The sequence below is a fragment of the Bacillus sp. URHA0034 genome (assembly GCF_056280405.1).
Window position 1 is genome coordinate 2,592,498 of record NZ_JBWCDK010000002.1, and the last position, 25,482, is coordinate 2,617,979.

Genomic DNA, 25,482 nt, shown 5'->3' on the forward strand with positions numbered 1-25,482 from the left:
TCCTTCGATGTAAACATCTTGTCAGCTCCTATGAAATACTGGCTAAACCTAATGTCTTCTCAATAATAAACATCAGAATAATCGTACCAAGCATTAAAATGACCGATAAAGCTGAAACAGATGGATCGTAGTTGTATTCTATATAATTCATTAAACTCGTTGGCAGCATCGTTACACCAGGTCCTGATAAAAACTGCGATACTGGTATATTGTTAAAGGAATTAATAAATGCCAGCATGAAGGAAGCAAAAATTCCCGAAGTAATGTTTGGCAGCACCACTTTGATAAACGATTGGAGCTTTGTGCAGCCTAACGTCCATGAAACTTCTTCTATTGAAAAATCCAACTGTTCAATCGTTGAACCTACAACACGAATGACATAAGGGAGACAAATTAGGAAATGACCTAATAGCAACCCTTGGATGATCGGGAATTGAAACTTAATCACGATAAATTGATACATAGCATAGCCCACGACCAATCCAGGGACGATGGTTGGGGAAAGGAAAAAGCTCTTAATCCAATTTCGTCCGAGCACCTGGTGACGCGCCAAGGAATATGCGGCAGGAACACCAATGACTAATGCCAAGAGAGTCGCTATAAAGGCTACTTCCAGACTAAGAGAGAAGCTGTCCATAAAAGATTCATTCGTAAAGACCTTACTGTACCACTCAAAGGTAAAACCTTTAATCGGAAATTGAATGGTAGGATTTGTTCCGAAAGAGGTCACGATTATAATAAGCAAAGGAATTAATAGAAATGCAAACACCAGAACCGCAAAGATTTTTAGACCGACATTTTTACGCACTCACTTCACCTCTTTTATCCAAACGGCCCGCAATCAAGTTAAATAACTTCATCACGATTAAAGTGGCCACAATCATAATCAGGGCAATTACACTTGCACCTTGCCAGTTTCCTAATGCAGTTGCATTTTGATATAAGAAGGTGGCTAGCATGATGTTTCTGTTTCCGCCTAATAATTGCGGGGTTGTATAGGCTGTCATACTCCCCGTGAAGACCAAAATGCTGCCAACAATAATCCCCGGCACACTTAAGGGCAATATAACCTTCACAAACGCAATCAAACGATTGGCCCCTAACGTTTCAGCAGCTTCCATAATTTCAGAATCAATGTTCTCTAAAATCCCCACTAACGTAATGACCATTAAAGGAAGGAAGAGATAAACTGAGCCAATGATAATGGCGAATTCTGTATAAAGTAAGGTAAGCGGTTTTGAAATTAAGCCAATAGTTAGTAATGCATGATTAACAATACCGTCTTGCCCCAAAATGGTAATCCAGGCGAAACTCCGTACAACTGAATTCGTTAATAACGGAAACAAGGTGATCGACATTAACAGGCCGCGCCACTTTTTGGGACTTTGCGAAATATAGTAGGCAGTCGGAACTCCAACGACTACACAAATTAGTGTGGCAATCAGTGAAACCTTGATTGTCCGCCAAAAGATACCAAAGTTATACTCATCCAAAAAGAACGCAGTATAATTCGAAAAGGTAATTCCTCCGTTAAAGAACGTCGGAAAGATAATGGAGATAAGGGGTAACACCAAGAATAAAATCAAGAGAATCAATCCTGGAGCCAAGATGAGATAAGGGATTCTTCGCTGCGTCATATCTGGCCTCACTTTCCAAGTCAAAAAAATAGTATGGAATGACGATGAACATCATTCAAGGGTTCGGTTCTTTCTCTTACATTGAAGATTATACGGAATAAAAAATGATTTGGCAACCTAAAAACCGAATATTATTATTAAACTACAATGTAATGTTCGTGAAATGATTAAATCATATATTTTATTAGTTTAAAAATGGTTATGAGATGCAGGTAACACGAACGTTAGGATGGCAAAGTAATTTGTTTCTGTAAAAAATACCCTATACAAGTTTTTTCTGGTTCTTGCTCAGAGAAAATAAATTGATTCCATCTTAATAAAGGAATCAATCTATGATTCGATTCGAGTCCCATTAAAAGTTGGACACCAAAAAAACCACTCGATTAATGGATGTGGTTCACATGTTGAATGCATGACAAATGTAAAAATGGATCCTGCCGACAAACCACGAAGGAATATTTGTCGATATCGACTCGGAAGATGTAGATATTTCCCGGGAATTGCTGAAACAGGAAATTGAGCTTGTCGAAAAATGGAGGAGTCAGGAAACAGCGTGGTTTTAGGAGGAGATCCTATCATATGTCAGTTATATTCTTCTTTAAGCAGCTGCACGATTATTAAAGACTATACTCCATATCGGCGATAGGTGGAGGCAATCTCCTGCCCATTCGATCTTTCTAACCTTCTTTTTGTTGATACGCAAGGTCTTTTGCTGTATCGCCCAAGGGTTTCTCTGTATCGCGCAGCGCTATAAGCGCTTCGATGTCGGTTTGAACAAAAATACGCCGATCACCATCCTTTAAAAACTCATATCCATACAGCTCTAAGATTTGGCCATACTATCGAACAGTAGGTGTTGCGATCCCTACATCTTCTGCTACTTCCTTAGATGAGGAAGCTCGTTCATTCGGTTGTATATCACGTCGCATATCGCGCCTCCTTTTCATCTAAACATGAGGGTTTTTGGCTTTATTTACAAGAGCTATATCGACCAGCGATACAAAACAAAAAGTTGTCCAATCAGCCCCTTCTGTGAAGTGGTTAACAGAAAAACTTCCCTCTATTTAGTTCTTAACTTCTTAATTATTGGGAAAAGTTTGTTTCCGCTGTTGTTTTGCTAGGTAAGTATAGTTTGTAAGCTTATAAGCTTACAAATGGGAAATGGAGGCAATAACTACGAGTAAAACAGTTCCGACGATGTCTCCGAAGGGACTATTGCTAGTGGACAAACGGATTTGGAGGATACTCTCGCTTCTAATTTTTAAATAATAAGGTGTTTTTAAATTTACTATTAGGATAGCCCTTTGGTTAATTTCAAGGTATATATTAAGGCAGTTTTTATAAAAAAATGCTCATCCTATTGCCTAGTAAGCATAGGAATGAGCATTTTTTATTTTACTATTTATTCATGCATAGGAATGAATGTTTGTCCAAATACCTACACTCTTTATTTCCTTATATTCAGGCATCCACATAGCCTCTTCAATAGCCGTCTCAACATCTTGGATATCTGCTCTTGCAATTCCCTCGTGGATTGCAGCATTGACTACTTCAATGGCTACGTATTTTGAGACCTCATGAAGTTTTTCAACAGATGGCAGCAGAGATGCCCCAGTTGTGCTGAGGTCACACATCCTTGCAACTGCATAAGCAGCAGCTGCAAACATTCCTTTTGAGATCACTTCAGCTTTTGCAACAATCGCTCCCAGACCCAGTCCTGGGAATATAAATGCGTTATTTGACTGCCCAATTTCATAGGAAATACCTTTGTATTCTACGTTGGGAAACGGGCTGCCAGTTGCAATTAGAGCCTTGCCATCTGTCCATTTCATCAGGTTTTCCGGCACCGCTTCAGTCAATGCAGTCGGGTTGGACAAAGGCAAGATGATTGGGCGCTCAACATGCTTGGCCATTTCTTTCACAATTTCCTCCGTGAAAGCACCGGCCTGTCCGGAAGTTCCAATCAGGATGGTCGGCTTGACCTTCTGAACGACTTCCATTAAAGAAATGATTCCATCCTCATTCATATCCCAGTCCTTTACTTCCTCTGCCTTTCTTACATAAGGCTTCTGGAAGTTAAAGACACCTGGTGTTTCATCCGTTAGTAACCCCCGATAGTCAATCGCCCAGAAACGGTCATAGGCTTCTTCTCTGCTCAGCCCTTCAAGAACCATAGCATCTGAGATTTGGTCAGCTATACCGAGGCCGCCAGCCCCTGGTCCGAAAACAACAATACGCTGGTCCTTCAGATTAGCTCCTGTTATTTTCATCCCAGACATTACAGCAGCAAGCGTAACTGCCCCTGTTCCCTGGATGTCATCATTGAAGGTAAGGATTTTATCACCGTACTTATCCAAGATTTTACGCGCATTTACGTTGCCAAGGTCCTCCCAGTGAATCAGAACCTCTGGAAAGAACTTTCTTGCAGTCTGAACGAATAAATCAATGAATTGGTCATAACGCTCGCCACGGACTCGGGCGAATTTGTTGCCAATATAGAGAGGATCAGCAACCAAAGCCTGATTGTTCGTACCAACATCCAACACGATTGGCAGAACTCGGCTTGGATCAATGCCAGCTGCCGCTGTGTAAACAGCAAGTTTACCGATCGCAATATTAATACCGCCTACACCTTGGTCTCCAATACCCAAAATGCTTTCAGAGTCGGTAACGACGATTAAATCAATGCCATTGGGCTGTCCAAGATTATTAAATGCCTTTTCGATGCCCTCAGGATCATCAATGGAAAGATATAATCCACCCGGGCGGTGATAGGTATGAGAGTAAGTCTGGATCGCATCACCGACAGTAGGAGTATAGATGATTGGGAGCATTTCTGCTAAGTGGTCTTTTAAAAGACGGTAAAACAAAACGACATTGCGGTTATATAAATCATTAAGTAGACCGTTTTTAAACAGATTTGTAGTTCGCATCAGATATTGCTCATAAGTCCTATTTGCTTGTTCATCAAGGGTGAGCACTCGGGGAGGTAATAGACCGTCAAGTCCAAGGTCTTCCCTTTCCTCTTTCGTAAAAGCCGTTCCTTTATTTAGAAAAGGGTTTGAGAGAACTTCTTTTCCCTTTAATGTTGTAATAATCACATTCTCAGGTACATTCATGGTGTTTCCTTCTTTCTATATTAAAATAACTCTTCGGACAATTACAGGAACATAGATTTCTATCTTACCATGTTAATAACATTTTCCTTATCAAACTAGTTTTTTTAATTTAATGTCTCTTTTTTGTAATTAAACAAAGCAGACAGTAAAAATCGACTGACTGCTTGTTCTATCTTCCACTTTTTTCGTATTTATTTACTTTTTATCAGGCTGCCCTTGCAATCGATTGTTTCGCTTTTTTCTTTTGAGACCTTTTAAATACATAGCTCACAATAAGCGGACAGACGATGGCAGAGATAACACATGCAGCTGCAACTTGTGCAGTAGCTGAAGATGCTACTGCAGCTAAGGTTGGATCTGCTGCAGCGACAACAGCTGGTGTAGCTACCGCATTTCCTGCTGTTGACCCTGTTGCTAAACCAACGATAGGGTTTTCTTTACATAACTTTAATAAGAAGTAAGCTCCAATTCCAGTGAAGGCAGCGATTAATCCTAGTAATATCCCAGGACCCCCAGCTTTTACAATCGTTGAAAGGTTCATTCCGGCACCTAATGGGAATGAGAAGAATGGGATTAATAATAATTTACTGCTTCCAAGGAACTTTCTCATATCGGGATCAATATTTCCTAAAATCATTCCGATAACAATTGGAATTAATACTCCCAGAAGTGTTTGAAAAGGAATCGAGGCAAGGCCGGATGCACCTAATGCCACTAATGTGAAAAATGGACCATCTTTTAAAGAAAATAACGCATATGCACCTACATCCGTTTCGTCACCATACGATGAAGCAAGAGATGCATATAACCCACCATTAGCATTTAACAGCGCTGCAAGGATGGCTAATGGTGTTAATCCTAGTATTCCGGTTGGCCCAAAAATCGCTGCTACAGCTAAACCAATACCAGCACCTACAATAAATTTTCCTGTTAATAAAATTGCACCTTTTTTTAATGCCTTTGGTGCTAATTTGAAATTAATTTGAGAACCAATTAAAAACATAAAACATGCCAAAATGGTTGATGATGCTTCTTTACTGAATAATGCCGTTGTAAAACTACCAATTTGTAAAACTTGCGGAAAAAATGTATTTGTTAATACTCCTAAAAATAGTGGAACAACCATCAAACCGCCTGGAATTTTATCAAGCGTTTTCTTAATTGGAATTTGCATTTTTATTCCTCCTTTAACTTGCTACGTACCTATCATATTCCCATGTAAACCGTTTTCATAGATTATGAAAGTTTAATCATTCTTTTTGTAAATAAAAAAAGTAAGCAGTTTCAAAAACTGCTTACAGAAAGTTTTTTATTAAGTGCTCTTTAAACTTGTTGTATTCATGCTGATAGACAGGCCTTCCGACTGTTCCGTAGATCACCTTGACTTCAAGGATTCCTAAGTCCTTTAGGAAATTAAGATACTTTCTTGCCGAAACCCTTGATATTCCTACAACATTTGCTACTTCATCCGTGGAAAAGGGCCCGTCCTTCAATTCATGAATCGCCTCCCATACCTGCTTTAAGGTATCCCTGGTTAACCCCTTTGGCAGTTCTTCTGCTACAACAGTTTCGTCTCTGTGCAAAAGTAAGTGATCGAGCTCCTGCTGACTAACCGACTCTTGTTTATCAATGAACCGAGTTTGCTCAAGGTAGGCAGCAAGTGCAGCGTTAAACCGTTCAAACTCGAATGGCTTAATTAAATAGTCCACAACACCATACCTTAATGCCCTCTTAATTCGTTCAAGATCTGAAGCCGCTGAAATGATGATAACATCAATTTCAAAGTCATTATTCCGAAGGTACGCTAATAGCTCTAGTCCCTGCTTCCCCGGCATAAAGATATCCAGAAGAATGAGCTGAATGTCACTCTTCCCCAAAAATTGGATCGCTTCCGCTACTGAACCGACGGTTGCAGCCAACCGGAACCCATCAATTTTAGTAAGATACTGTTTATTGATTTCCGCTACCATCGGGTCATCTTCGACAATCATTACATTAATCACTGAATTCATCCTCTGCTTTATAAGGTATATACACGGCAAAATTTGTTCCCTTTCCAGGCCTGGACGAAATAATCATGTCCCCTTCCAGTCTTCCAATTGCCTGTGCCAAAAGATATAACCCGAACCCGCGGTTTTTTCCTTTCGTAGAGAATCCTTTATCCAATATTTTGCTTTGGAGTGCTGTCGACATCCCCATCCCTGTGTCTTTCACCTCAATGGTTAAAATATCCTCTGCATAATCAAGTTTAAGGTCGACTTTTTTGTTTGGACTGTCCGCAATGGCCTCCATTGCGTTATCGAAGAGATTTCCAATGATTGTGATCAGCTTATGGGTGATTTCCAAGTTGGCAGGCTTGGGAAGTTTACTTACACAATCAAATGATAGAGAAGCACCTGATTCTCTGGCAAAGCTTAGTTTGCCAATTAAAAATCCAGCAAGAACAGGGTCTTGAATTTTCTTCGTTACAAAGCCCATTTCTGTTTTCCGATGGTTAACCGTTTCACTCACATAGCCAGCAAGTGTATCATATTGTTCAGTTCGAACCAGGCCAAGGATAACATGAAGTTTGTTCATGAATTCATGTGCCTGGGCACGAAGAGCATCTGCATAGTTACGCACACCTGTGAGCTGTTCGGCCAACAATCGGACTTCGGTTTTATCACGAAATGTAGCGATTGCTCCCACCGTCTCATTTTCCACAATAACTGGAACCCTGTTGACTAAAATGGTCACCCCATTCAGGTTTTGTTCTTGATCCAATTCGGTTTCACCCGATTTTATTATGTGAGTTAATCGAGTCTCTGGCAAATAAGCTTCAATGTTCCTACCCATAGGGTCCTCTTCAAGACCGGCTCTCTTAAAAAGCTTACTGGCTGCCCTGTTTACAAGTGTGATTTTTCCTTCTTGGTCAATAGCTATTATTCCTTCACGCACAGACTGAAGCATGGAACTCCGTTCTTCAAGCAGTTTAGCAATAGCGAATGGCTCGAGTCCTAAAAGAATTTTCTTAATATACCTTGCCAGGCCCACTGCACCGATTACACCTATTAGGATTCCAATTAACGTCCCAATAGCGATCCCCATCCGTCCTTTAAGTACCGCCTTTGTAACGTTTTCTAAAGAAATTCCTACCGCAACGGCACCCACTTGTTTTCCATGTGAATTCCTTATTGGAGTAAATGCCCGCATGGACCTGCCGAGAGTTCCCTTGGAAATGGAAACATACTCCTTTCCTTTAAGGACAGGCCCTTCATCTCCTCCCCTGAAGTGCTTCCCTACTTTACTTGGATCTGGGTGGGAAAGACGGATCCCTTTCATATCCATAACGACAACGAAGTTAACATTCGTTTTATCTTTTACTTTGCTGGCAAAATCTTGTACTACCGTATGCCTAGTGGCCCCATCTAAAGCATCAATCACCTGCGGGCTTAAGGAAACCATTCTTGCAACATTCAGGGCCTTTTCTTTCTGTGTTTCTTCCACACTAGAGGTAATTCTTTTGCTTATTAGTAAATCGGTTATTCCAAGTGATAACGCGACGACAATGCATACGAATATAATAATGATAGCTTGTAAACTATATTTGGCCTTTTTCATGATCTTCTCCCGATATGTGCTTGTTTGTTAGTATGTATAAGACTTATCGATTAAATGACAAGAGACCGCTAAGCTCCTATGTAGAGCTTTAAGCAGCCTCAATTAACAATCATCGAATTAGCAAAATGGCACCCGCCATTATTGGGGTAAGAACCATAGCACTTTTTAAAATGGACAGTGGAACATTGTTGGTAAATTTAGCTCCAATAAAAGAACCAATCATCGTTCCAGCCAGTACCTGGATCAAAAGCAAGACGTTGAAGTAACCCTCAAAATAGTAGCCTGTCCCGCCAGCGATAGCGATAGGAAGAATAACCAGCATTGTTGTGCCGACAGATTCTTGCACAGAAAGGCCCAACACAATCATCAACCCAAGCTGGATGAATGGAGCTGACCCAATCCCAAAAGTACCAGATAAAATACCAGTCACGATACCGACAGAAGCTGCTCTTACTAGAAAGCTTCCAGTTAATTTAGTTTCCCTTTTATTTGTATCTTTAAGCCTATTCACTAGAAAAAGACGGATCATTAGCATAACAGCAGATAGGAACAGCATCCCGGCTGTGAGCCAATGGAGTGAATTGACCGGAATCCATACGGCAATCTTGGAACCAAGATAGGACATAATTGCCCCGAAGGCGCCAACAGTTATTCCTGTTTTCACATCAATGTTTCCCTGCCGGTAATGGCTGAAAGCTCCGGACAAAGTTGTAAACACCATTGCAGCCAGAGACGTACCTAATGCTGTGTGAATTGGCACTCCAAAAACAACGGTTAACAGCGCAATAATAAAACCGGATCCTCCGGCCCCAATAAACCCTAATAAAATTCCCATTAAGAACATAGTAAGTGTGATAATCAAAGCTGTCCCCCCAAACATACTTTCACTTCAAAAGTGAAATTTGTCCAAGTTTATTATAGTATATGTAACCGGCACAAGGCTTTTTGTAATTTAAAAAAGTGTTTAGGCAAGTTGTGTCTGAACCTGCTTCGCTCCAGTCTCTCAACTTGTTCATTCATTGAAATTGCGACATCCTTAGTCTCGCTCGAGAAAATTAGTTTCCAATGTTGTTAAGCCGGGTACGTATAATTTGAAAGCTTTATTAAGGAAACAAAAAGAGAAATGGAGGCTATAACTATGAGTAAAACTGTTTTAGGTGTTTATAATTCCAGTGATGAAGTCGTTCGGGCCATTGAGGAATTCCAAGACCAAGGGTATTCTGTAAACGATATGTCGATTATTGCTAATACAACAGACACCCCTTCTTCCATTGAAGAGGAAACAGGGGTAACGGCTCAGGAGGTCAGTTCGAATAATCAGCCACAGCCAGAAGAGCACCAAGGATTCTTAGCAAGCCTATTTACCCCGTTTGAGAATCGTATGTATCAAAATGATGATGGCAGAGATACCTATTATGATCATCTGGTCGCTCAAGGCATTAGTAATGCAGATGCACTAAAATACGAAGAGGATATTAATTCCGGAATGGTTCTACTTTTAGCTGAAAAGGGACAAGCCGGGGTTAGTACTGCAGGCGGTATGTCCACAGGAACTATGGCTCGTGAACAAACGGGCCTTGAAGAAGATACTCTCGACAGAGAAAAGCAGCGTTCACTAAAGCTTCGTGAAGAACAGCTGGATGTTAATAAACAGCGTGTTCAGACAGGCGAAGTTGAGGTAAAGAAGGAAGTTGTCGACGAAGAGAAAACGGTCAATGTACCAGTACAACATGAAGAGGTCTATGTAGAAAGACGAGCAGTGGACAAGACTGAAGCAGACACAACCACACCAATAGGCGAAGATGAAACGATACGAGTACCAATTGTCGAGGAAAAAGTGGAGGTTAAGAAGAAACCTGTCGTTTCTGAAGAACTGGTCATAGGCAAAAAGCAAGTTACGGAAACCCAATCGGTAACAGAAAATGTTAAGCGTGAAGAAGCAAAAGTGGAGAAAGAGGGCGATGCTTCAGTCGATGAAACTACTACTGACAGCAATCGTGTGGATCCTGATAGATTCTAACCTTAAAAAAATGAAAATATCCTAAAAAAATGCTCATCCTTTTACTTACTTAAGCAAAAGGATGAGCATTTATCTCTTTTTATTGCATGTAAAAACTTATATAAGGCTTTATGATGCTTTTTTAAATTATGTGGCCCATTCATCAAGGGTATTTGTCGATATCTACTCAGAATTTGTAGATATTCCCGGAACTTTGTTGAAATTTGAAAATGGTAAATCCGAAGTGGCGAACAATCGAGGAAATATTGGAAACCAGGAAACGTTGTTTTAATCGGGACACCCTATCATTTATATCGCCTAGCGCTATAAGCGATTTATGTCAAAAAAGCATCTTATTTTCGGAATATAGAGAAAAGCCAGCCCCATTTTTCACTAGGTTTTTGTATTGCTTCCTCTAGACGTCTATTAAATTCATTTTGTGAAAGCCATTCCTTTTTCTGTTCTTCCCGCAGATTTTGTAACTCTTTTTGCAAGAATTCACTTTTTTCTTTTTCTTGCTGCAGCAATGTTTCATAATATGTATTTTGTTGCTCGGTTAATTTTTCAATTTTCGCATGAGTTTTTTGAGCCGAATTCCCAATACTAGAGCTTATTACATGATGATCTTGCTGGAGCCGGGAAACCTTTTCTTTAAGTTGAGACATATCGCTTGTCAGTTGGACATTCATTTCACGCGCAGCTGCGATTTCATTGGCCAGAAACATTAAAATCTCTTTTATTTGATTGGGGTCTTGAGGCAAGTTTTCATATGTATCGGTTATCGCAAGCTCTTTTTCATTGGAGCTTTCTAATCTTTCCTTTTGTTGATACGCAAGTTCTTTAGCTGTATCGTCTAAGGGCTTGTCTGTATCGCGTAACGCTATAAGCGCTCCGATGTCAGATTGAACAAAAATACGCCGATCGCCATCTTTTAAAAATTCATATCCATTCCGCTCTAAGATTTGGCCATACTTTCGAACAGTGGGGGTTGCAATTCCCACTTCTTCTGCCACTTCCTTAGAGGAGAATGCTCGTTCATTTGGTTGTATATCACGTCGCATATCGGGCCTCCTTTTCTATTAAATATGAGGGTTTTTGGATTTATTTGCAAGCTATATCGCCCGGCGATACGAAACAAATGGACCACCAATCAGTGACCCTTCGTCGTTTTTTAGTGCTGTATCTTTTTTTTAACTTTTACTCGATACTAAATTTTTATATAACTCCTTATTTGATCATTACATTAGCTATTTTTAAGTATGAAGCTAATTTAGCATCGGTAACAAGATTCGTTAGAGATAAAATTATCTGGTAATTGGAGGAGCCAAAAGGGGAAAGCACTGAAGAAATGTACTTTAGGACGCTGTTGACAAATCAGAGTTTGAAAGGGACATTGACAGATTCTACTAGGCAAAGAGTACAGATCCTTAGTCCCCATTTTAATGACATTGTATTTTAGTTGTTTCCTCACACAAGAAAAAGAATGGAGGAAATCGATTTCTTATTCGCTCATTTTTCAGGAAGATTGGCTGATATTGGCACTTGATTGGCTCATTTCCATAGATTATTAGCCTTTTTACCATTTATGACCAATTTATCATCATGAGAAAACGAAAGGTACAACCCTTTCTAAAGTCATTCATAACCCCGATGAACGAAAAACCGCATAAATAAGTCTCTTTCTCTATTCATTCATATTGCGAAAGAAGAAGTGTCTTCACTCATTTTTTATTTGGTTCTATTTTTTAACCAGCTGTCAAATTCGGTTGCGACTAGGCGTTCACCTGTTAATCCTTCAGATTGCTCGGAAGCAAGATAAACGATAGGTTTTGCCATGATTTCCGGCTTAAGGAGCTGAGAGTTTCCTTTAAGTTCCCTTCTCACTTGATCAGGTATCATTCCGGTTACGGTGGCCCCGCCAGGAAGAAGCATATTTACCGTCACTCCAAATTCACGCAAGTCTTCAGCCATGATAAATGACAGGGACTCGGTTGCGGCACGAGAAGGGCCGTATGGGACAAATCCTTTTCGTTTCATGGTTTCATAATTCATCGATATATTGATGATTTTTCCTCTTCCCTGCTCGACCATCAGAGGAGCGAATCCTCGGGAGGTTAGGAAATAACCGGTCACATTTGTATCGATTAAATTTCGAAACCCTTCAGGAGAGACCTGATAGAAAGGCTGTGGTTCTGTAAGGAATTTTGAGTTTACAGTCCTCATGCCAATCCCGGCATTGTTCACGAGGACATCGATCTTACCCCATTCCGTTTTTACCCAGTTGACTGCATCTTGTACCGATTCCTCTGACCTGACATCCAATGGAAGTTCAAAAACATTCGAATATCCCTTATTTTGAAGTTTTTTTACAGCTTCCGTCATTTTTGCTCCTGGACGGGATGCCACTGCAACTGTCGCTCCTTCATCAAGAAGTGCTTCTACCATGGCATATCCTAAACCGCTTGATCCTCCTGTAACAACGGCATGTACGCCATTTAATTCTTTTGCCATTTTCCCACCCCATTTGGCTTAAATTCCAATCTTCGAAAGGATTATGATAGTATGTACAGTTTTTATATATAAGTTCCCCAGCAGTTAAAAATTTTATGTGCATCGGAAGCGACTAAGTTTTTCCAAACTCATTCTTACTTTCTTTGCCAATAAAGCCCAGCCAAATAATCCTTTTCATAAAAAACTGGAATGATTAAAGATCAGGAAAATCCCGACCACTATAACTATTTCTCAAATGTAGGGCTTAAAAGCCTTACATCATGCCGCCCATTCGTCAAGGGTTGTCGATATCTACTCAGAATTTGTAGATATTTCCCGGGAATTTGTTGAAATTTGAAAATGGCAAATCCGAAGTGGCGAACAATCGAGGAAATATTGGAACCAGGGTACGTTGTTTTAATCGGTACACCCTATCATTTGTATCGCGTAGCGCTATAAGCTCGAACAGTAGGTGTTGCAATTCCCACTTCTTAAGCCACTTAAATGCTCGTTCATTCGGTTGTATATCACGTCGCATATCGGGCCTCCTTTTCTATTAAATATGAGGGTTTTTGGATTTATTTGCAAGCTATATCGCCCGGCGATACGAAACAAAAAGGGCCACCAATCAGTGACCCTTCGTCGTTTTTTAGTGCTGTATCTTTTTTTAAACCTTTACTAGATACTAAGTTTTTATATACCTCCCTATTTGATCATTACATTAGCAATTTTTATTCGACCCATGAACTTTTATTTCCATAGTATCAACTTCGAAAAAAAGCTAGAACTGTGATTATTCGATAAAAAAGGGGTGAAGACTTAGTCTCCAACCCTTAAAATATCATAGTTTTTCGCGAAAGGATTACCTCATGCCGCCCATAAGGTAAGAAGGTGTGACCTTCTTTAATGTAAAATTACATTCTTGATTTCATTGTGTTTGCAAAATGATAGCATTTCTCTCCCATTCTACCTGAAATCTCCCTTGATCACTATTTTGTTTGAATTAATAATATTTCATCAATGATGGGAATTTCTTTTTTCAATAAGGTTAAAAGATTTCCCTCAATCTGATTGTCGATTTCACAAATCGTTATCGCCGAACCATTGATTTTTGAGCGTTCATTCGCCATACGGGCAATATTTAACCCCTTTTGATAAAGAGATCCTGATAGCTCAGAAATAACCCCCTTTCGATCGGTATGGCGGATTACAAGTGTTGGTCGGTCTCCGGAAAATTTTAATGGGTAATCATCCAATTCTTGAACTTCCACTTTGCCGCCGCCTAAGGAACTTGCCAATACCTTTACAGTTCGTGTTGCCCCTGATAATTCTACTAACACCGTATTCGGGTGGTAACTTCCAAGCACCCGTTTTGTAAACTCATATTGTAAGCCATTTTCTTCGGCTATGGATTTCGCATTTGGAATGCCTTCATCCATTGTTGTTAACCCAAGAGACCCTGCTAATAATGCTAAATCTGTGCCATGGCCTTGATAAGTTTCAGCAAAGGAACCCATCAGGGAGAACTTTGCAAATAATGGTTTTTCGTTTAACAGCTGATAGGCTATGTTGCCAATGCGGACAGCACCTGCTGTATGTGAACTGGATGGCCCGACCATAACGGGGCCGATAATCTCATAGGCGCTTTGATATTTGGCCGGCCCGGAGCCGCTTTTCTTTTCGCTGAAAATCTGCGCCTTCAATTTCTGACCTGTCGGGGTGCCTGCCAAACCGCCAATCCCGGTTTCCCTTAGCGATTCAGGCATTTGCTGCCCGACTTCATGCATCACATGGATCACCTCATCCGGTGGAATGATGCTAACCACCCCTGCTAACGCCATATCTGCCGCAGCCTGGGCGGTAATCGCATGTAATCCGTTCCGAAGGATACATGGAATTTCCACCAGCCCGGCGACCGGATCACAAACCAGTCCCAGTGAATTTTTTAAAGCTATTCCGATGGCATTTCCTACCTGCTCTGGAGTGCCGCCGGCAAGCTCAACTAAAGTGCCAGCGGCCATCGCGGTTGCAGAACCTATTTCCGCCTGGCATCCGCCGGCTGCCCCTGAAATGGAAGCTTTATTGGCAATCACTAAGCCAAGGGCAGAAGCAGTGAACATCGACAGTACAATCCGCTCCCGTGGGAATTTTCCGCTGTCCAGAGCATGTACGAGTACTGCCGGCAAGATTCCCGCTGAGCCTGCAGTCGGTGTCGCCACAATCCGTCCCATTGTCGCATTGACCTCTGATACGGCCAGTGCATTGGCTGCGGCATTTAATGTCACGGGATTGATAAAGGATTTTCCTTTTTCGGCATATTGGTGAAGTCGGTACCCATCTCCTCCGGTCAAGCCAGTACGGGACATAACAGCACTTTTCGTCCCCCTTAGGACAGCCTCTTCCATTACCTTAAATTGCTCGTCCATTTTTTCGATAATCGCTTCCCGTGGAATGCTCTTTTGCTGTATTTCAGTTTGGATCATTAATTCCGCAATCGTTATATTTTGCTGCTCGGCTAGTTCTATTACTTCTCTTAAACTCGTGAAAGACATCGTATCACTCCCTCAAAGAAGACGGTTCCCATGCATGAAGCATTAGAACCGTCCCCCTGTTTTCTTTGTTTCTTTATATTATACTGCTTTCGTTTTTGTGCCTTTTTCGTTTTCGGCCTCGTCTAACGGTACGCGTTTTTCCATTTTTAACAGATAGAAAAAGGCTGTCATTATGGCAAGGAATGCAATTCCCGTGATTAACGGAATACGCGTGCTTGGATTGATCGCCATACCGACAAGGACTACCAGTAGAAATACAATGGTAGCGTAGTTGCTGTACGGTGTAAGAGGCATTTTAAATGGATGTTTTTCCATTGCACCAGCGTTTACTTTTCTAAATTTGATTTCACTGATGAGCAGTACAAACCATGGAATCATTCCTGGAAGTACACTCGCACTGTAAACATACACAAAGATGGATGGCGGTGCAACATAGCTTAACACAACACCAATAGCCAAACCTATTAAAACCGTTATGGTTGAATAAACAGGAACTTTATTTTCCGATAATTTTGCAAAAATCTTTGGTGCCTGTCCATTTTTCGCCAATGCGTAAAGCATTCGTGTGGCGCTGAAGATGCCGCTGTTACAGCCGCTCATTGCTGCCGTAATGACGACAAAGTTGATAATACCAGCTGCAGCCGTTATTCCAATTTTAGCAAAAACCGATACGAATGGGCTGCCAACTTGATTGAGCTGATTCCAAGGATAAACGGTTACAATTACGAAGATAGCACCAATATAGAAAATTAAAATACGCCAAACGGTGGTTTTCACAGCATGTGTAATTGTTTTTTGCGGATTTTCTGCCTCTCCAGCCGTCATCCCTATTAGTTCCACCCCTTGATAAGCACCGATAACGATGGAAAGAGCAAAGAAGAAACCTTTAAATCCCCCAGTGAAAAAGCCGCCGTTTTTCCAGATATTCGAAAATCCAATTGCATGGCCGCCATTTCCAATCCCAAAGAGAATAATGCCAATACCAGCAATAATCATGAAGACAATCGTTAACACTTTAATTAATGAGAACCAGAATTCAAATTCACCAAAGTTTTTAACCGAAATCATGTTGGCAACGCCCAGAATCACCATCGCGACCACCCCAGGGACCCATGTTGGCAGATGTGGGAACCAATAATGCATATACGCACCAACCGCGATGATTTCCGACATGCCGACAATGATCCATTGGAACCAATAGCTCCAAGCTGTCAAATAGCCAGCCAAAGGATGGATATATTTATTGCCGAGGTCAGCAAATGAACCGGTGGTTGGTTCCAAATAAAGCATTTCCCCCATCGAGCGCATGATGAAAAATAAGAAGAGGCCGGCAACTGCATAGGCAATCATAACCGATGGACCCGTCCATTTAATTGTACTGGTCGAACCCATAAATAAACCAACCCCGATCGTACCACCCAAAGCAATCATTTGAATATGACGCGACTTAAGCCCCCGCTTTAATTCCTGGTTTTTTGACATAAACTTCCCTCTTTCCCCTTGTATGTTTTAAACCCTTTCTTCTTGATGCCTTAAACCAATATAGGTTCCCCAAATGGAATGCCCAATTTTTTGGCTAAGTTTTCGAGCATTGATTTTGTCATACGGTCTAAATCGTACCGCGGATTGAAATCCCACTCCTCTTTGGCGGCGGTCGCATCAATGGAGTTTGGCCAAGAGTCGGCAATCTGCTGCCGGACTGGATCCACTTGATAATCCATCGTAAATTCCGGTATAAATTTCCTGATGGAAGCAGCAATTTCTTCAGGTTCAAAGCTCATCGCTGTAATATTAAAGGCATTTCGATGTTTTAATCTTGATGAGTCCGCTTCCATTAGTTTGATAATTGAATCAATCGCATCTGGAATATACATCATGTCCATGTAAGTGCCTTGCGCAATATAGGACGTATATTTTTTGTTCTTTAATGCTTCATAGTAGATATCAACCGCATAGTCTGTCGTTCCTCCGCCCGGTAGTGTTTTGTAGGAAATCAATCCAGGGAAGCGGACGCCGCGGGTATCGACGCCAAATTTTGCAAAATAATAGTCACATAGTAATTCAGCGCTGACCTTGGTGACACCGTACATCGTGTCCGGCCGTTGGATTGTATCCTGAGGTGTATTGTCTTTTGGTGTGGACGGACCAAAGGCGCCAATTGAGCTTGGTGTAAAGAACTGTGCATTGGAATTCCGCGCCACCTCGAGTGCATTTACCAATCCGCCCATATTTAAATTCCAGGCTAGCAGCGGTTTTTTCTCGGCTGTGGCCGATAGAAGCGCTGCCAAATGGATAATCGTATCAATGTGATAGTCATTGACCAACTTCTGCATTTTCTCTCCATCCAGCACATCCAATGTATCAAATAAACCATTTTCCACCACTGGGTTGCCATCAACATGGCGGATATCAGTGGCAAGGACATTTTTCTCTCCGTAAAGTTCCCTAAGTCTCAACGTTAACTCTGAACCGATTTGACCTAAGCTTCCAGTCACAAGAATTTTTTTCACCGTAAACAACCTCCTGAGTATTTCCCTTATATAATGAACACATGGTATCAAATTGTAAGAGAGAGGGACTTATTCCGGAAACGGGGCCCTCCCCTGTTTATCTTCTAAACTTAGATGACGCCCAGCTCTTTTCCAACTTTTTCGTATACAGCAAGCACTTGGTCCAGCATTTCTTTTGTATGGGCTGCTGTCGGCATATTGCGCACCCTGCCTGTTCCCTTCGGCACTGTCGGGAAGGTGATGGCTTTGGCGTAAACTCCCTCTTCCATTAGACGGCGGGAAAATTGCTGCGTTAATGTTTCTTCTCCGATAATACATGGCGTAATCGGTGTTTCTGAGTGGCCAATATCAAACCCTAATTTTTTCAAGCCTTCTTTTAAATAGCGGCCATTTTCCCATAGCTGGTCGACTCTCTCTGTTGATTCCGTCATGATGTTAATGGCTTCAATGCAGGCAGCAGCAGCTCCTGGTGTAAGTGATGTTGAAAATAAAAAAGGACGGGCGCGCACTTTTAACCAATCAATCAATTGCTGGGTACCGGCCACATAGCCGCCTACGACACCAATGGCCTTGGAAAGCGTTCCAATTTGAAAATCAATTTGATCCGATAGGCCAAAATGTTTAACGGTGCCGGCCCCATTGCCCATAACGCCTGATCCATGTGCGTCATCAACATATGTAAGCAAGCCATATTCTTCGGCGATTTCCACGATTTCCGGAAGCTTTCCCACATCTCCATCCATTGAAAAAACACCATCGGTAATATACATAATTTTTTCATAATCGCCGCTTTCGACTGCTTCTTTTGCAACCCGCCTTAGGTCATCCATGTCCTGATGCTTGACCCGAAGGATTTTTGCCCCGGACAAACGGCAGCCATCAATAATCGAGGCGTGATTCAATTCATCAGAAATAATCGCGTCCTTCTTCGTCATGACTGCCGAGATTGCGCCCATATTGCAATTAAATCCTGACTGAAACGCAATCGCCGCTTCCGTATGCTTAAATTCGGCAATCCTTTTTTCTAATTCATCATGAATGGTCATCGTTCCATTGATTGTCCGGACAGCACCAGCGCCCACACCATACTGTTTTGTGGCTTCGTTCGCCTTTTGGATTAATCGTTCATTGTTTGCTAATCCAAGGTAATTGTTGGACGACATATTGATGACTTCCTTGCCATTGATTGTCACAATTGGGCCATTAGGTCCCTCTACTGTATCAATGACGTTATATAGCCCTTTCTCATGCAGCTCTTGCAGCTGGGGAGTTAATATCTCTTCTAAAACCTTTTTTGACATCGTATAAACCTCCATCAATAAACTTTGCAGCAAAAAATTCGATATCCGTTTCCCAATTAAAAAGAATTACATTGAAAACGTTTCCATACTATTAGTTTAAATCGAATTTTGTCAGTTTACATTCCAAACTTTGTCGTAGGTCCCTCCCATATTTGCCCTCCTTTCCATCTTTGTCACAATTAACCACAAAAAAAGACCATCAAGTTTTAACTTAATGGCCTTATTTCAAAAAGATGAAAAGCGTTTAAGGTCAAGGTAGATTGCAAATAAAGCTCCGCCTCCACTTTTTCCTCATAAATTTTCAAATCTGGGTGGGTCCCCTGCTTGATAAAGCTAATGATCTCCGGGTCGTATATATCCTGATGCTGCAAATTTATCCAGTTAATATAAAATTCGCCGTTATTTTGATCAAGGATGTGCTTGCGAATTTGGTAACGTCCAGGCGGCAGGCCTGAAATCACGACTTTCCTTTCCATTGTGATGGATTGCAAAAAGAAGCTTTCAACTGAATAGGAAGGATTGATATAGGCTGGATTATAAACGGCCAATTGATAGCCATTTTCCCCCTTTGCCATGACAAAATCCACGCCTTCAGCTAAAATCCTTAAAGTCATTTTTGCCATCAGTTGAAGATTAAAATAAGCTGGGCGTTTAATTTGATAATAATACAGGAGAGCAATTCCATTCATGGCTATATGGTCTTGGTCCAGGTTATTCCTTTCAAGTGAGTGGGTATCAATCCAGAAACCCAAACCGGAAATTTCTTTCATCGCATCCAGCATTCCTTTAAAAATAAGAGCTGAACGGAAAAAAGTGCCGCTCAAATCCATCGTATTTCCATAAAGTGTATTCCAATCTGTTAGAAAAATCGGAACCTTCTCCAAGCCTGCAGACGATAAACTTTTCTTTAATGTGCTGCATGCATTCTTTAAATAATTTTTTACTCCTTCAAAGGTACGATTATTCATATCGGTAAAATCCACTTCTTCATTCGGATTACAGGTGAAGCAGACCAGCTCGCAACAATCGGAAATTTCGTTTAAAAAGTCAGCAGCAGGATCAGGTATAGACTTTCCTAAAGAAAACGGCACATGAAGGCCTATTTTTGCTTCAGAAGCCCACTTTTTCACGGTTAGATAAAAATCTTGATAAAAGCTCTTTGCTGTTTCACTCCATTCCGGGAAAACCAACTCAAACTGCCATTTGCCTACAAAGCCGCTGCCAAAATAACTAACACTGTGCTGTAAAAATTCATCCAGCTTCTTAAGGTATTCAGAGCCGCTTGCCACTTCCTTTTCAACTTCGACGCGGATGAATGGAATTAACCCTAATTGTCGAAATCGGTTGAATAAGGTATCCATCTGATAAAATTGCCCGCCTATTTGATAGAGAGGTGTTGTCATCGCAAAGCTGTCTGTAAAAAGGTTCGTAAAATAGATATAGTCAAATCCAAGTTCTTCTTGGATCAATTTTAAATCTGCCTGCACTTCTTCGTTCAAGGCATATTCCAGCTGCCCAATCACCAGTACCTTTAAGGTTTTTTCCCTGATAAAAATAGGCTCCTGCGGCAGGTCCACATGTACAGTTGAAGCAGCCGGTTCCATCAGTGTGGTGCTCTTCTCATTTCCTGAAATATATTTGCTAATTTCCATTAAAAGGCTGGGTGATTGCAGTAATGTATATTGTTGGGTTTCATGCCTCACTTCCTCGACATCCATCGGTTCCACTTTGTGAAGGCTGCGATATTCAGTAGGCGTTTGCTGGTACATTTCTTTAAAAGCCTTATTAAATGCCTTCACATTGGGAAAACCATTATTCAGCGAAATCTGGGTAATATTATGGCCCGTATAAAGCAGCTCATGAACCGCTGATTTCAAACGGACATTTTTGACATATTGGGAGAAACTAACTCCAACTTCCTGCTTGAAATAACGCGACAAATAGTAAAGAGACAAATACAGCTGTTTGGCGATTTCCTCTAATGATATCGGTTTGCGATAATTTTTTTGGATAAATGCCAGAATCTCTTTAATTCTTTCATCCTTCATGTCAGTGAATTGATTACTCCCAAGATGGGTAGCTTTAAAATTTCGAATCAACAGTGTAACTAACTGAAAAATCAGTCCGTTAATTTCGATTTCACTTCCATCCTGCTTTCGGTAATATGTAATTAGAATTTTCGCCATTAGTTGGCGAATTTGATCAAAAAGCAGATACGGCCCGTTATCCTCTTTGGATGAATTACAGTTAAAATGACACTCACGTATATCCGGATAATAAGGTTCGATTAGGTCTATGGGAATTTGTAATGATAAGACCACATTCTCCTTATTTCCTTTAATAGAGCGTATATCATTGGCGTTAATAAGCAGAAGATCGTTTTCTGCTAAATGGCAGGAATGTTGATTAACCGTAACCTCAATTTCTCCCCTTATAACAAGAAGGATCTCAATTCCTAAATGGATATGGTGTGAGTAATATTCAATGTTTTGTATACTTATTTGATAAGAATTATCTTTTATTGACCGGTTCATGAACATTCTCCTCAGGACTAGAATAAAAATGTGCAACGCACATAAAGAATAGACTAGAGCCTTTATCCCTAGTCTTTTTACTTGTTTTCAAGATTATCCCAATAAGACAGTTTTTAATAATTTTAAAAGGGCCTTCAATTAGTATAACAAAAAACTATTAGTAGTTTTTTCAGTTCCAAAGGCTCAAGCTGGAAGAATCCAAGAGAACAATCTCCACGATCTTACATAGTCAGTCATTTTGTTTTTGAAATACCCCAACATTGCATTAATTGGTGAATGCCTTTTTCAATTTGATCGAATGGAATACTACCAAAGCCAAATAGAAAAGTTGGATATGGGTATTCAATTGGCTTTAATAGATAATCGCTAACTGGATAGATGGCAATGTTGTTATTTGCTGCAATCTGTTTTAACTGATCTTCACCTTTTGACAGGGGGACAGAAATTAAAATGTGCATTCCTGCTTGGTCTCCAGTAATGATGACATCTGGATAATACGTTTCAAATATTTGAGTTAATTTTTCATGTTTTTTTCGATAAATTTTCCGCATTCGGTTTAAGTGCTTGGAAAAATATCCATCTCTCATAAAGTTAGCTAATATATGTTGATCAAATCTAGGTACTGTTGCTGAGTAAAAACTAAAGGTCTCTTTATATTTTTGTAGTAAGGTTGTAGGTAATATAAAATAAGCAACTCGTAATGAAGGCATTAATGATTTGGAAAAAGTACTCATATAAATGACTTTATTGTTTTGGTCTAATCCTTGTAATGCAGGAATCGGTTTTCCGATATAACGAAACTCACTATCGTAATCGTCTTCAATGATGTAGCGATTTTCACCTTTTGCAGCCCAGTTTAACAGGTGCGTTCTTCTTGTTGCCGATAAAACCGCACCCGTAGGGAATTGGTGAGAGGGTGTGATGTAAACAACATTGGCATTTGTTTTTTCAAGTTCATCCACCATTAAACCATCTTCATCTACCCGAATGGGGATGGCTCTATTTTGCAATTGTATTTTTGGGATTGCTGAATATCCAGGATTTTCAAGGGCAAATTTTGAATCATTTTCAAGTAATCTAAGAATCATGGGAAGTAGTTGTTCCGTTCCCGAACCAATAACAATCTGTTCTGGTTTAGATACAATCCCCCTTGATTGATAAAGATATTTTGAAATTTCCCCTCTTAATGCCAATTCTCCCTGATGGTCTCCAATTTGTAACAACTCTTTTGAACTATGATCATATAAACTTTTTGCATATTTTCGCCACATTGAAAAAGGGAATGAGTCCGTATCGATTTTTCCTGGATGAAAGTCAAATTGATAGATTTTTTTCTTGTCCACCTCTACACGAATGTTGAAAGGCTCTTTTTCAATATAGGGTAAATCATCGATCTCTTCTACATAAAATCCAATCCGAGGTTTAGATGCCACATACCCTTCTGCAATCAGTTGGGTATAAGCAATTTCAATGGTTGTTTGACTGATATTTAAAAATTCAGCTAATTTTTTTTTTGATGGTAATTTGGTTCCAACTTCAATTTGTTTATGGATAATGGCATCTTTAATACCGGTATAAAGCTGTTCATATAAGGGCATTGCATTACTTTTATCCAATTTAAACATAAGCATATCCATCCCTAATCCCCCTACTGACCACATTAAATTTTTAAAAATTGAACCTTTTCATAAAGTCAATTTCTATTATACTAATAATCATCATCAAATCAATGGAGGTTTTTCTATGAAACAGGTAGGAACGGAAACAGTAAAACGTGGAATGGCAGAAATGCAAAAAGGCGGCGTCATTATGGATGTCATTAATGCCGAGCAAGCAAAAATTGCAGAGGCTGCAGGTGCAGTTGCGGTTATGGCTTTAGAGCGAGTGCCATCAGATATCCGAGCAGCTGGAGGAGTAGCCCGTATGGCAGATCCTCGTATTGTAGAGGAAGTAATGAACGCTGTAACGATTCCAGTAATGGCAAAAGCACGTATTGGCCACATTGTAGAAGCACGTGTATTAGAATCAATGGGCGTCGATTACATTGATGAAAGTGAAGTATTAACACCTGCAGATGAAGAATTCCATTTATTAAAAAGCGAATACACCGTACCTTTTGTTTGTGGTTGCCGCGATTTAGGGGAAGCTGCACGCCGTATTGGAGAAGGAGCTTCCATGTTACGAACAAAAGGTGAACCGGGAACCGGAAATATTGTAGAAGCGGTTCGTCATATTCGCAAAGTGAATGCACAAGTAAGACGTGTTGTGAGTATGAGTACAGATGAATTAATGACAGAAGCAAAAATTTTAGGGGCACCATTTGAATTATTATTAGAAATCAAAAAATTAGGCCGATTACCAGTTGTAAACTTTGCTGCTGGCGGCGTGGCAACACCCGCTGATGCTGCTTTAATGATGGAACTTGGAGCAGATGGTGTATTTGTAGGATCAGGTATTTTCAAGTCTGATAACCCAGAAAAATTCGCACGTGCAATTGTAGAGGCAACAACGCACTATCAAGACTATAAACTGATTGCTGAAATTTCAAAAGAGTTGGGTACACCGATGAAGGGTATTGAAATTGCAACGCTAGATGCAAGTGAACGTATGCAGGATCGTGGTTGGTAATATGCTAAAAATTGGTATACTGGCATTGCAAGGTGCAGTCAGAGAGCATAGTAGACAAATTGAAGAGCTTGGTTGTGAGGTAATTCTAGTTAAATCGGTTGAAGATCTAAAAGGAATAAAGGGTCTGGTATTACCTGGCGGAGAAAGTACGACAATGCGTAAACTGCTGGACCGTTACGATTTACTAGAACCCATTCGTGCCATGGCTGACAAAGGCATTCCAATGTTTGGAACATGTGCAGGCCTGATTTTATTAGCCAAAAAAATCGTTGGCTATGATTCCCCACATCTAGGGTTAATGGATGTAGTTGTTGAACGGAATTCATTTGGACGCCAAGTAAATAGTTTTGAAGTAGATCTATCCGTTCAAGGAGTAGGGGCAGATATTCCTGCCGTTTTTATCCGGGCTCCGCATATCGTTTCTGCAGGTGAAAATGTTGAAATTCTAGCAAAACATGAAGAGCGCATTGTTTTAGCTCGAGAGGGTCAATTTTTAGGTTGTTCCTTTCATCCAGAGTTAACAGAAGATAGTAGGATTATGAAGTATTTTATTGAAATGGTGCAAGAGAGCACAAATGTTTTATCTCATTAGTCTTTAAATTTTTAAAAATACAAAGCACTCACGAATGTTGTTGACCAGCGTTTGTGAGTGCTTTTGTAACTTCCTAATTATTAAAAAAACAACCACTAGCTAGGAGGTTGGAATAAATATTCACCCTTTTATATTGTCACAATAAATGTGCTAATGTATGGCAAGTAAAGCTGTTTGAAACAAGACAAAAAAGAAGAGACAGATAAGTTAAACTACATGCCCTAGAATGAGAATTCCAAGTTTGACTTTGTTGGAACTACCACTCATGAGAAAAAGTGCTGGAAAGTTGAAAATCGGAGATTTCCAAAAAAACGACATGTTTCACGTGTAACATGTAGAATATCGTCGTTTGACTTTTCGCTCAGCTCTCCTTCCTCTAGAACTTTATAAAATAATGTTTTATCTATGCCTTTTGAGGCTTATTCAACATAGATTCCATTTATAATTTTTGACAGTTAACGTCCATGTTAACATTATTATGAATAAAAACTTTAGTTCGGGATTTTGCCTACGGCTTCCT

Annotated in this window: 18 protein-coding genes; 3 read left to right on the plus strand and 15 right to left on the minus strand. The window is 40.3% G+C overall.

Annotated elements, in window-relative coordinates; all coding sequences use genetic code 11:
- Positions 1-28: 28 nt before the first annotated feature.
- The 7 genes from ACZ9EE_RS14435 to ACZ9EE_RS14465 form a co-directional block, all read right to left on the minus strand.
- Complete coding sequence (locus ACZ9EE_RS14435) at positions 29-808, minus strand: ABC transporter permease (RefSeq protein WP_476028085.1); 780 nt, start codon at positions 806-808, stop codon at positions 29-31.
- Positions 801-1,637: an ABC transporter permease gene (locus ACZ9EE_RS14440; protein ID WP_476028087.1), complete on the minus strand. Its 837-nt coding sequence runs from the start codon at positions 1,635-1,637 to the stop codon at positions 801-803. The genes ACZ9EE_RS14435 and ACZ9EE_RS14440 overlap by 8 nt, the downstream gene beginning before the upstream one ends.
- Positions 1,638-3,043: 1,406 nt before the next feature.
- The gene (locus tag ACZ9EE_RS14445) at positions 3,044-4,756 is read right to left on the minus strand and encodes an NAD-dependent malic enzyme (protein WP_476028089.1); all 1,713 of its coding nucleotides are present in this window, start codon (positions 4,754-4,756) and stop codon (positions 3,044-3,046) included.
- 205 nt (positions 4,757-4,961) lie between these two features.
- The gene (locus ACZ9EE_RS14450; RefSeq protein WP_476028091.1) at positions 4,962-5,930 is read right to left on the minus strand and encodes a 2-keto-3-deoxygluconate permease; all 969 of its coding nucleotides are present in this window, start codon (positions 5,928-5,930) and stop codon (positions 4,962-4,964) included.
- A 121-nt stretch (positions 5,931-6,051) separates the two neighbouring features.
- Positions 6,052-6,759 carry a response regulator gene (locus ACZ9EE_RS14455; RefSeq protein ID WP_476028093.1) on the minus strand — a complete coding sequence of 236 codons (708 nt, stop codon included), beginning with the start codon at positions 6,757-6,759 and terminating at the stop codon, positions 6,052-6,054.
- Positions 6,752-8,356: a DcuS/MalK family sensor histidine kinase gene (gene dcuS, locus ACZ9EE_RS14460; RefSeq protein WP_476028095.1), complete on the minus strand. Its 1,605-nt coding sequence runs from the start codon at positions 8,354-8,356 to the stop codon at positions 6,752-6,754. The genes ACZ9EE_RS14455 and dcuS overlap by 8 nt, the downstream gene beginning before the upstream one ends.
- 109 nt (positions 8,357-8,465) lie before the next feature.
- Complete coding sequence (locus tag ACZ9EE_RS14465; RefSeq protein WP_476028097.1) at positions 8,466-9,218, minus strand: sulfite exporter TauE/SafE family protein; 753 nt, start codon at positions 9,216-9,218, stop codon at positions 8,466-8,468.
- A gap of 276 nt (positions 9,219-9,494) precedes the next feature.
- Here ACZ9EE_RS14465 and ACZ9EE_RS14470 point away from each other — a divergent pair, with 276 nt between their 5' ends.
- Positions 9,495-10,376 (plus strand): YsnF/AvaK domain-containing protein, encoded by an 882-nt coding sequence (locus tag ACZ9EE_RS14470; RefSeq protein ID WP_476028099.1) that lies wholly within the window; start codon positions 9,495-9,497, stop codon positions 10,374-10,376.
- 332 nt (positions 10,377-10,708) lie between these two features.
- On the opposite strand, the gene ACZ9EE_RS14475 is transcribed toward ACZ9EE_RS14470, so the two are convergent.
- The 8 genes from ACZ9EE_RS14475 to pdxR all read right to left on the minus strand — a co-directional run bounded on the left by ACZ9EE_RS14475 (position 10,709) and on the right by pdxR (position 23,379).
- Complete coding sequence (locus tag ACZ9EE_RS14475) at positions 10,709-11,416, minus strand: SH3 domain-containing protein (RefSeq protein ID WP_476028101.1); 708 nt, start codon at positions 11,414-11,416, stop codon at positions 10,709-10,711.
- A gap of 667 nt (positions 11,417-12,083) precedes the next feature.
- Positions 12,084-12,866, minus strand: coding sequence for an SDR family NAD(P)-dependent oxidoreductase (locus ACZ9EE_RS14480; RefSeq protein WP_476028103.1), 783 nt, complete (start codon positions 12,864-12,866; stop codon positions 12,084-12,086).
- Positions 12,867-13,834: 968 nt separating this feature from the next.
- A complete protein-coding gene (gene sdaAA, locus ACZ9EE_RS14485; protein WP_476028105.1) occupies positions 13,835-15,397 on the minus strand; it encodes an L-serine ammonia-lyase, iron-sulfur-dependent, subunit alpha in 1,563 nt (520 codons plus the stop codon).
- Positions 15,398-15,475: 78 nt separating this feature from the next.
- Positions 15,476-16,879 carry an amino acid permease gene (locus ACZ9EE_RS14490; RefSeq protein WP_476028107.1) on the minus strand — a complete coding sequence of 468 codons (1,404 nt, stop codon included), beginning with the start codon at positions 16,877-16,879 and terminating at the stop codon, positions 15,476-15,478.
- A gap of 50 nt (positions 16,880-16,929) precedes the next feature.
- On the minus strand, positions 16,930-17,907 hold the full coding sequence (locus tag ACZ9EE_RS14495) for an L-threonine 3-dehydrogenase (RefSeq protein ID WP_476028109.1): 978 nt from the start codon (positions 17,905-17,907) through the stop codon (positions 16,930-16,932).
- Positions 17,908-18,017: 110 nt separating this feature from the next.
- The gene (locus ACZ9EE_RS14500; RefSeq protein WP_476028111.1) at positions 18,018-19,208 is read right to left on the minus strand and encodes a glycine C-acetyltransferase; all 1,191 of its coding nucleotides are present in this window, start codon (positions 19,206-19,208) and stop codon (positions 18,018-18,020) included.
- 206 nt (positions 19,209-19,414) lie between these two features.
- Positions 19,415-21,742 carry a helix-turn-helix domain-containing protein gene (locus ACZ9EE_RS14505; protein WP_476028113.1) on the minus strand — a complete coding sequence of 776 codons (2,328 nt, stop codon included), beginning with the start codon at positions 21,740-21,742 and terminating at the stop codon, positions 19,415-19,417.
- Between the two features lie 233 nt (positions 21,743-21,975).
- A complete protein-coding gene (gene pdxR / locus ACZ9EE_RS14510; RefSeq protein WP_476028115.1) occupies positions 21,976-23,379 on the minus strand; it encodes a MocR-like pyridoxine biosynthesis transcription factor PdxR in 1,404 nt (467 codons plus the stop codon).
- A 106-nt stretch (positions 23,380-23,485) separates the two neighbouring features.
- On the opposite strand from pdxR, the gene pdxS reads away from it, so the two are divergent.
- Positions 23,486-24,370 (plus strand): pyridoxal 5'-phosphate synthase lyase subunit PdxS, encoded by an 885-nt coding sequence (gene pdxS, locus ACZ9EE_RS14515; protein ID WP_328049295.1) that lies wholly within the window; start codon positions 23,486-23,488, stop codon positions 24,368-24,370.
- Position 24,371: 1 nt separating this feature from the next.
- The gene (gene pdxT, locus ACZ9EE_RS14520; RefSeq protein WP_476028118.1) at positions 24,372-24,962 is read left to right on the plus strand and encodes a pyridoxal 5'-phosphate synthase glutaminase subunit PdxT; all 591 of its coding nucleotides are present in this window, start codon (positions 24,372-24,374) and stop codon (positions 24,960-24,962) included.
- Positions 24,963-25,482: the final 520 nt, after the last annotated feature.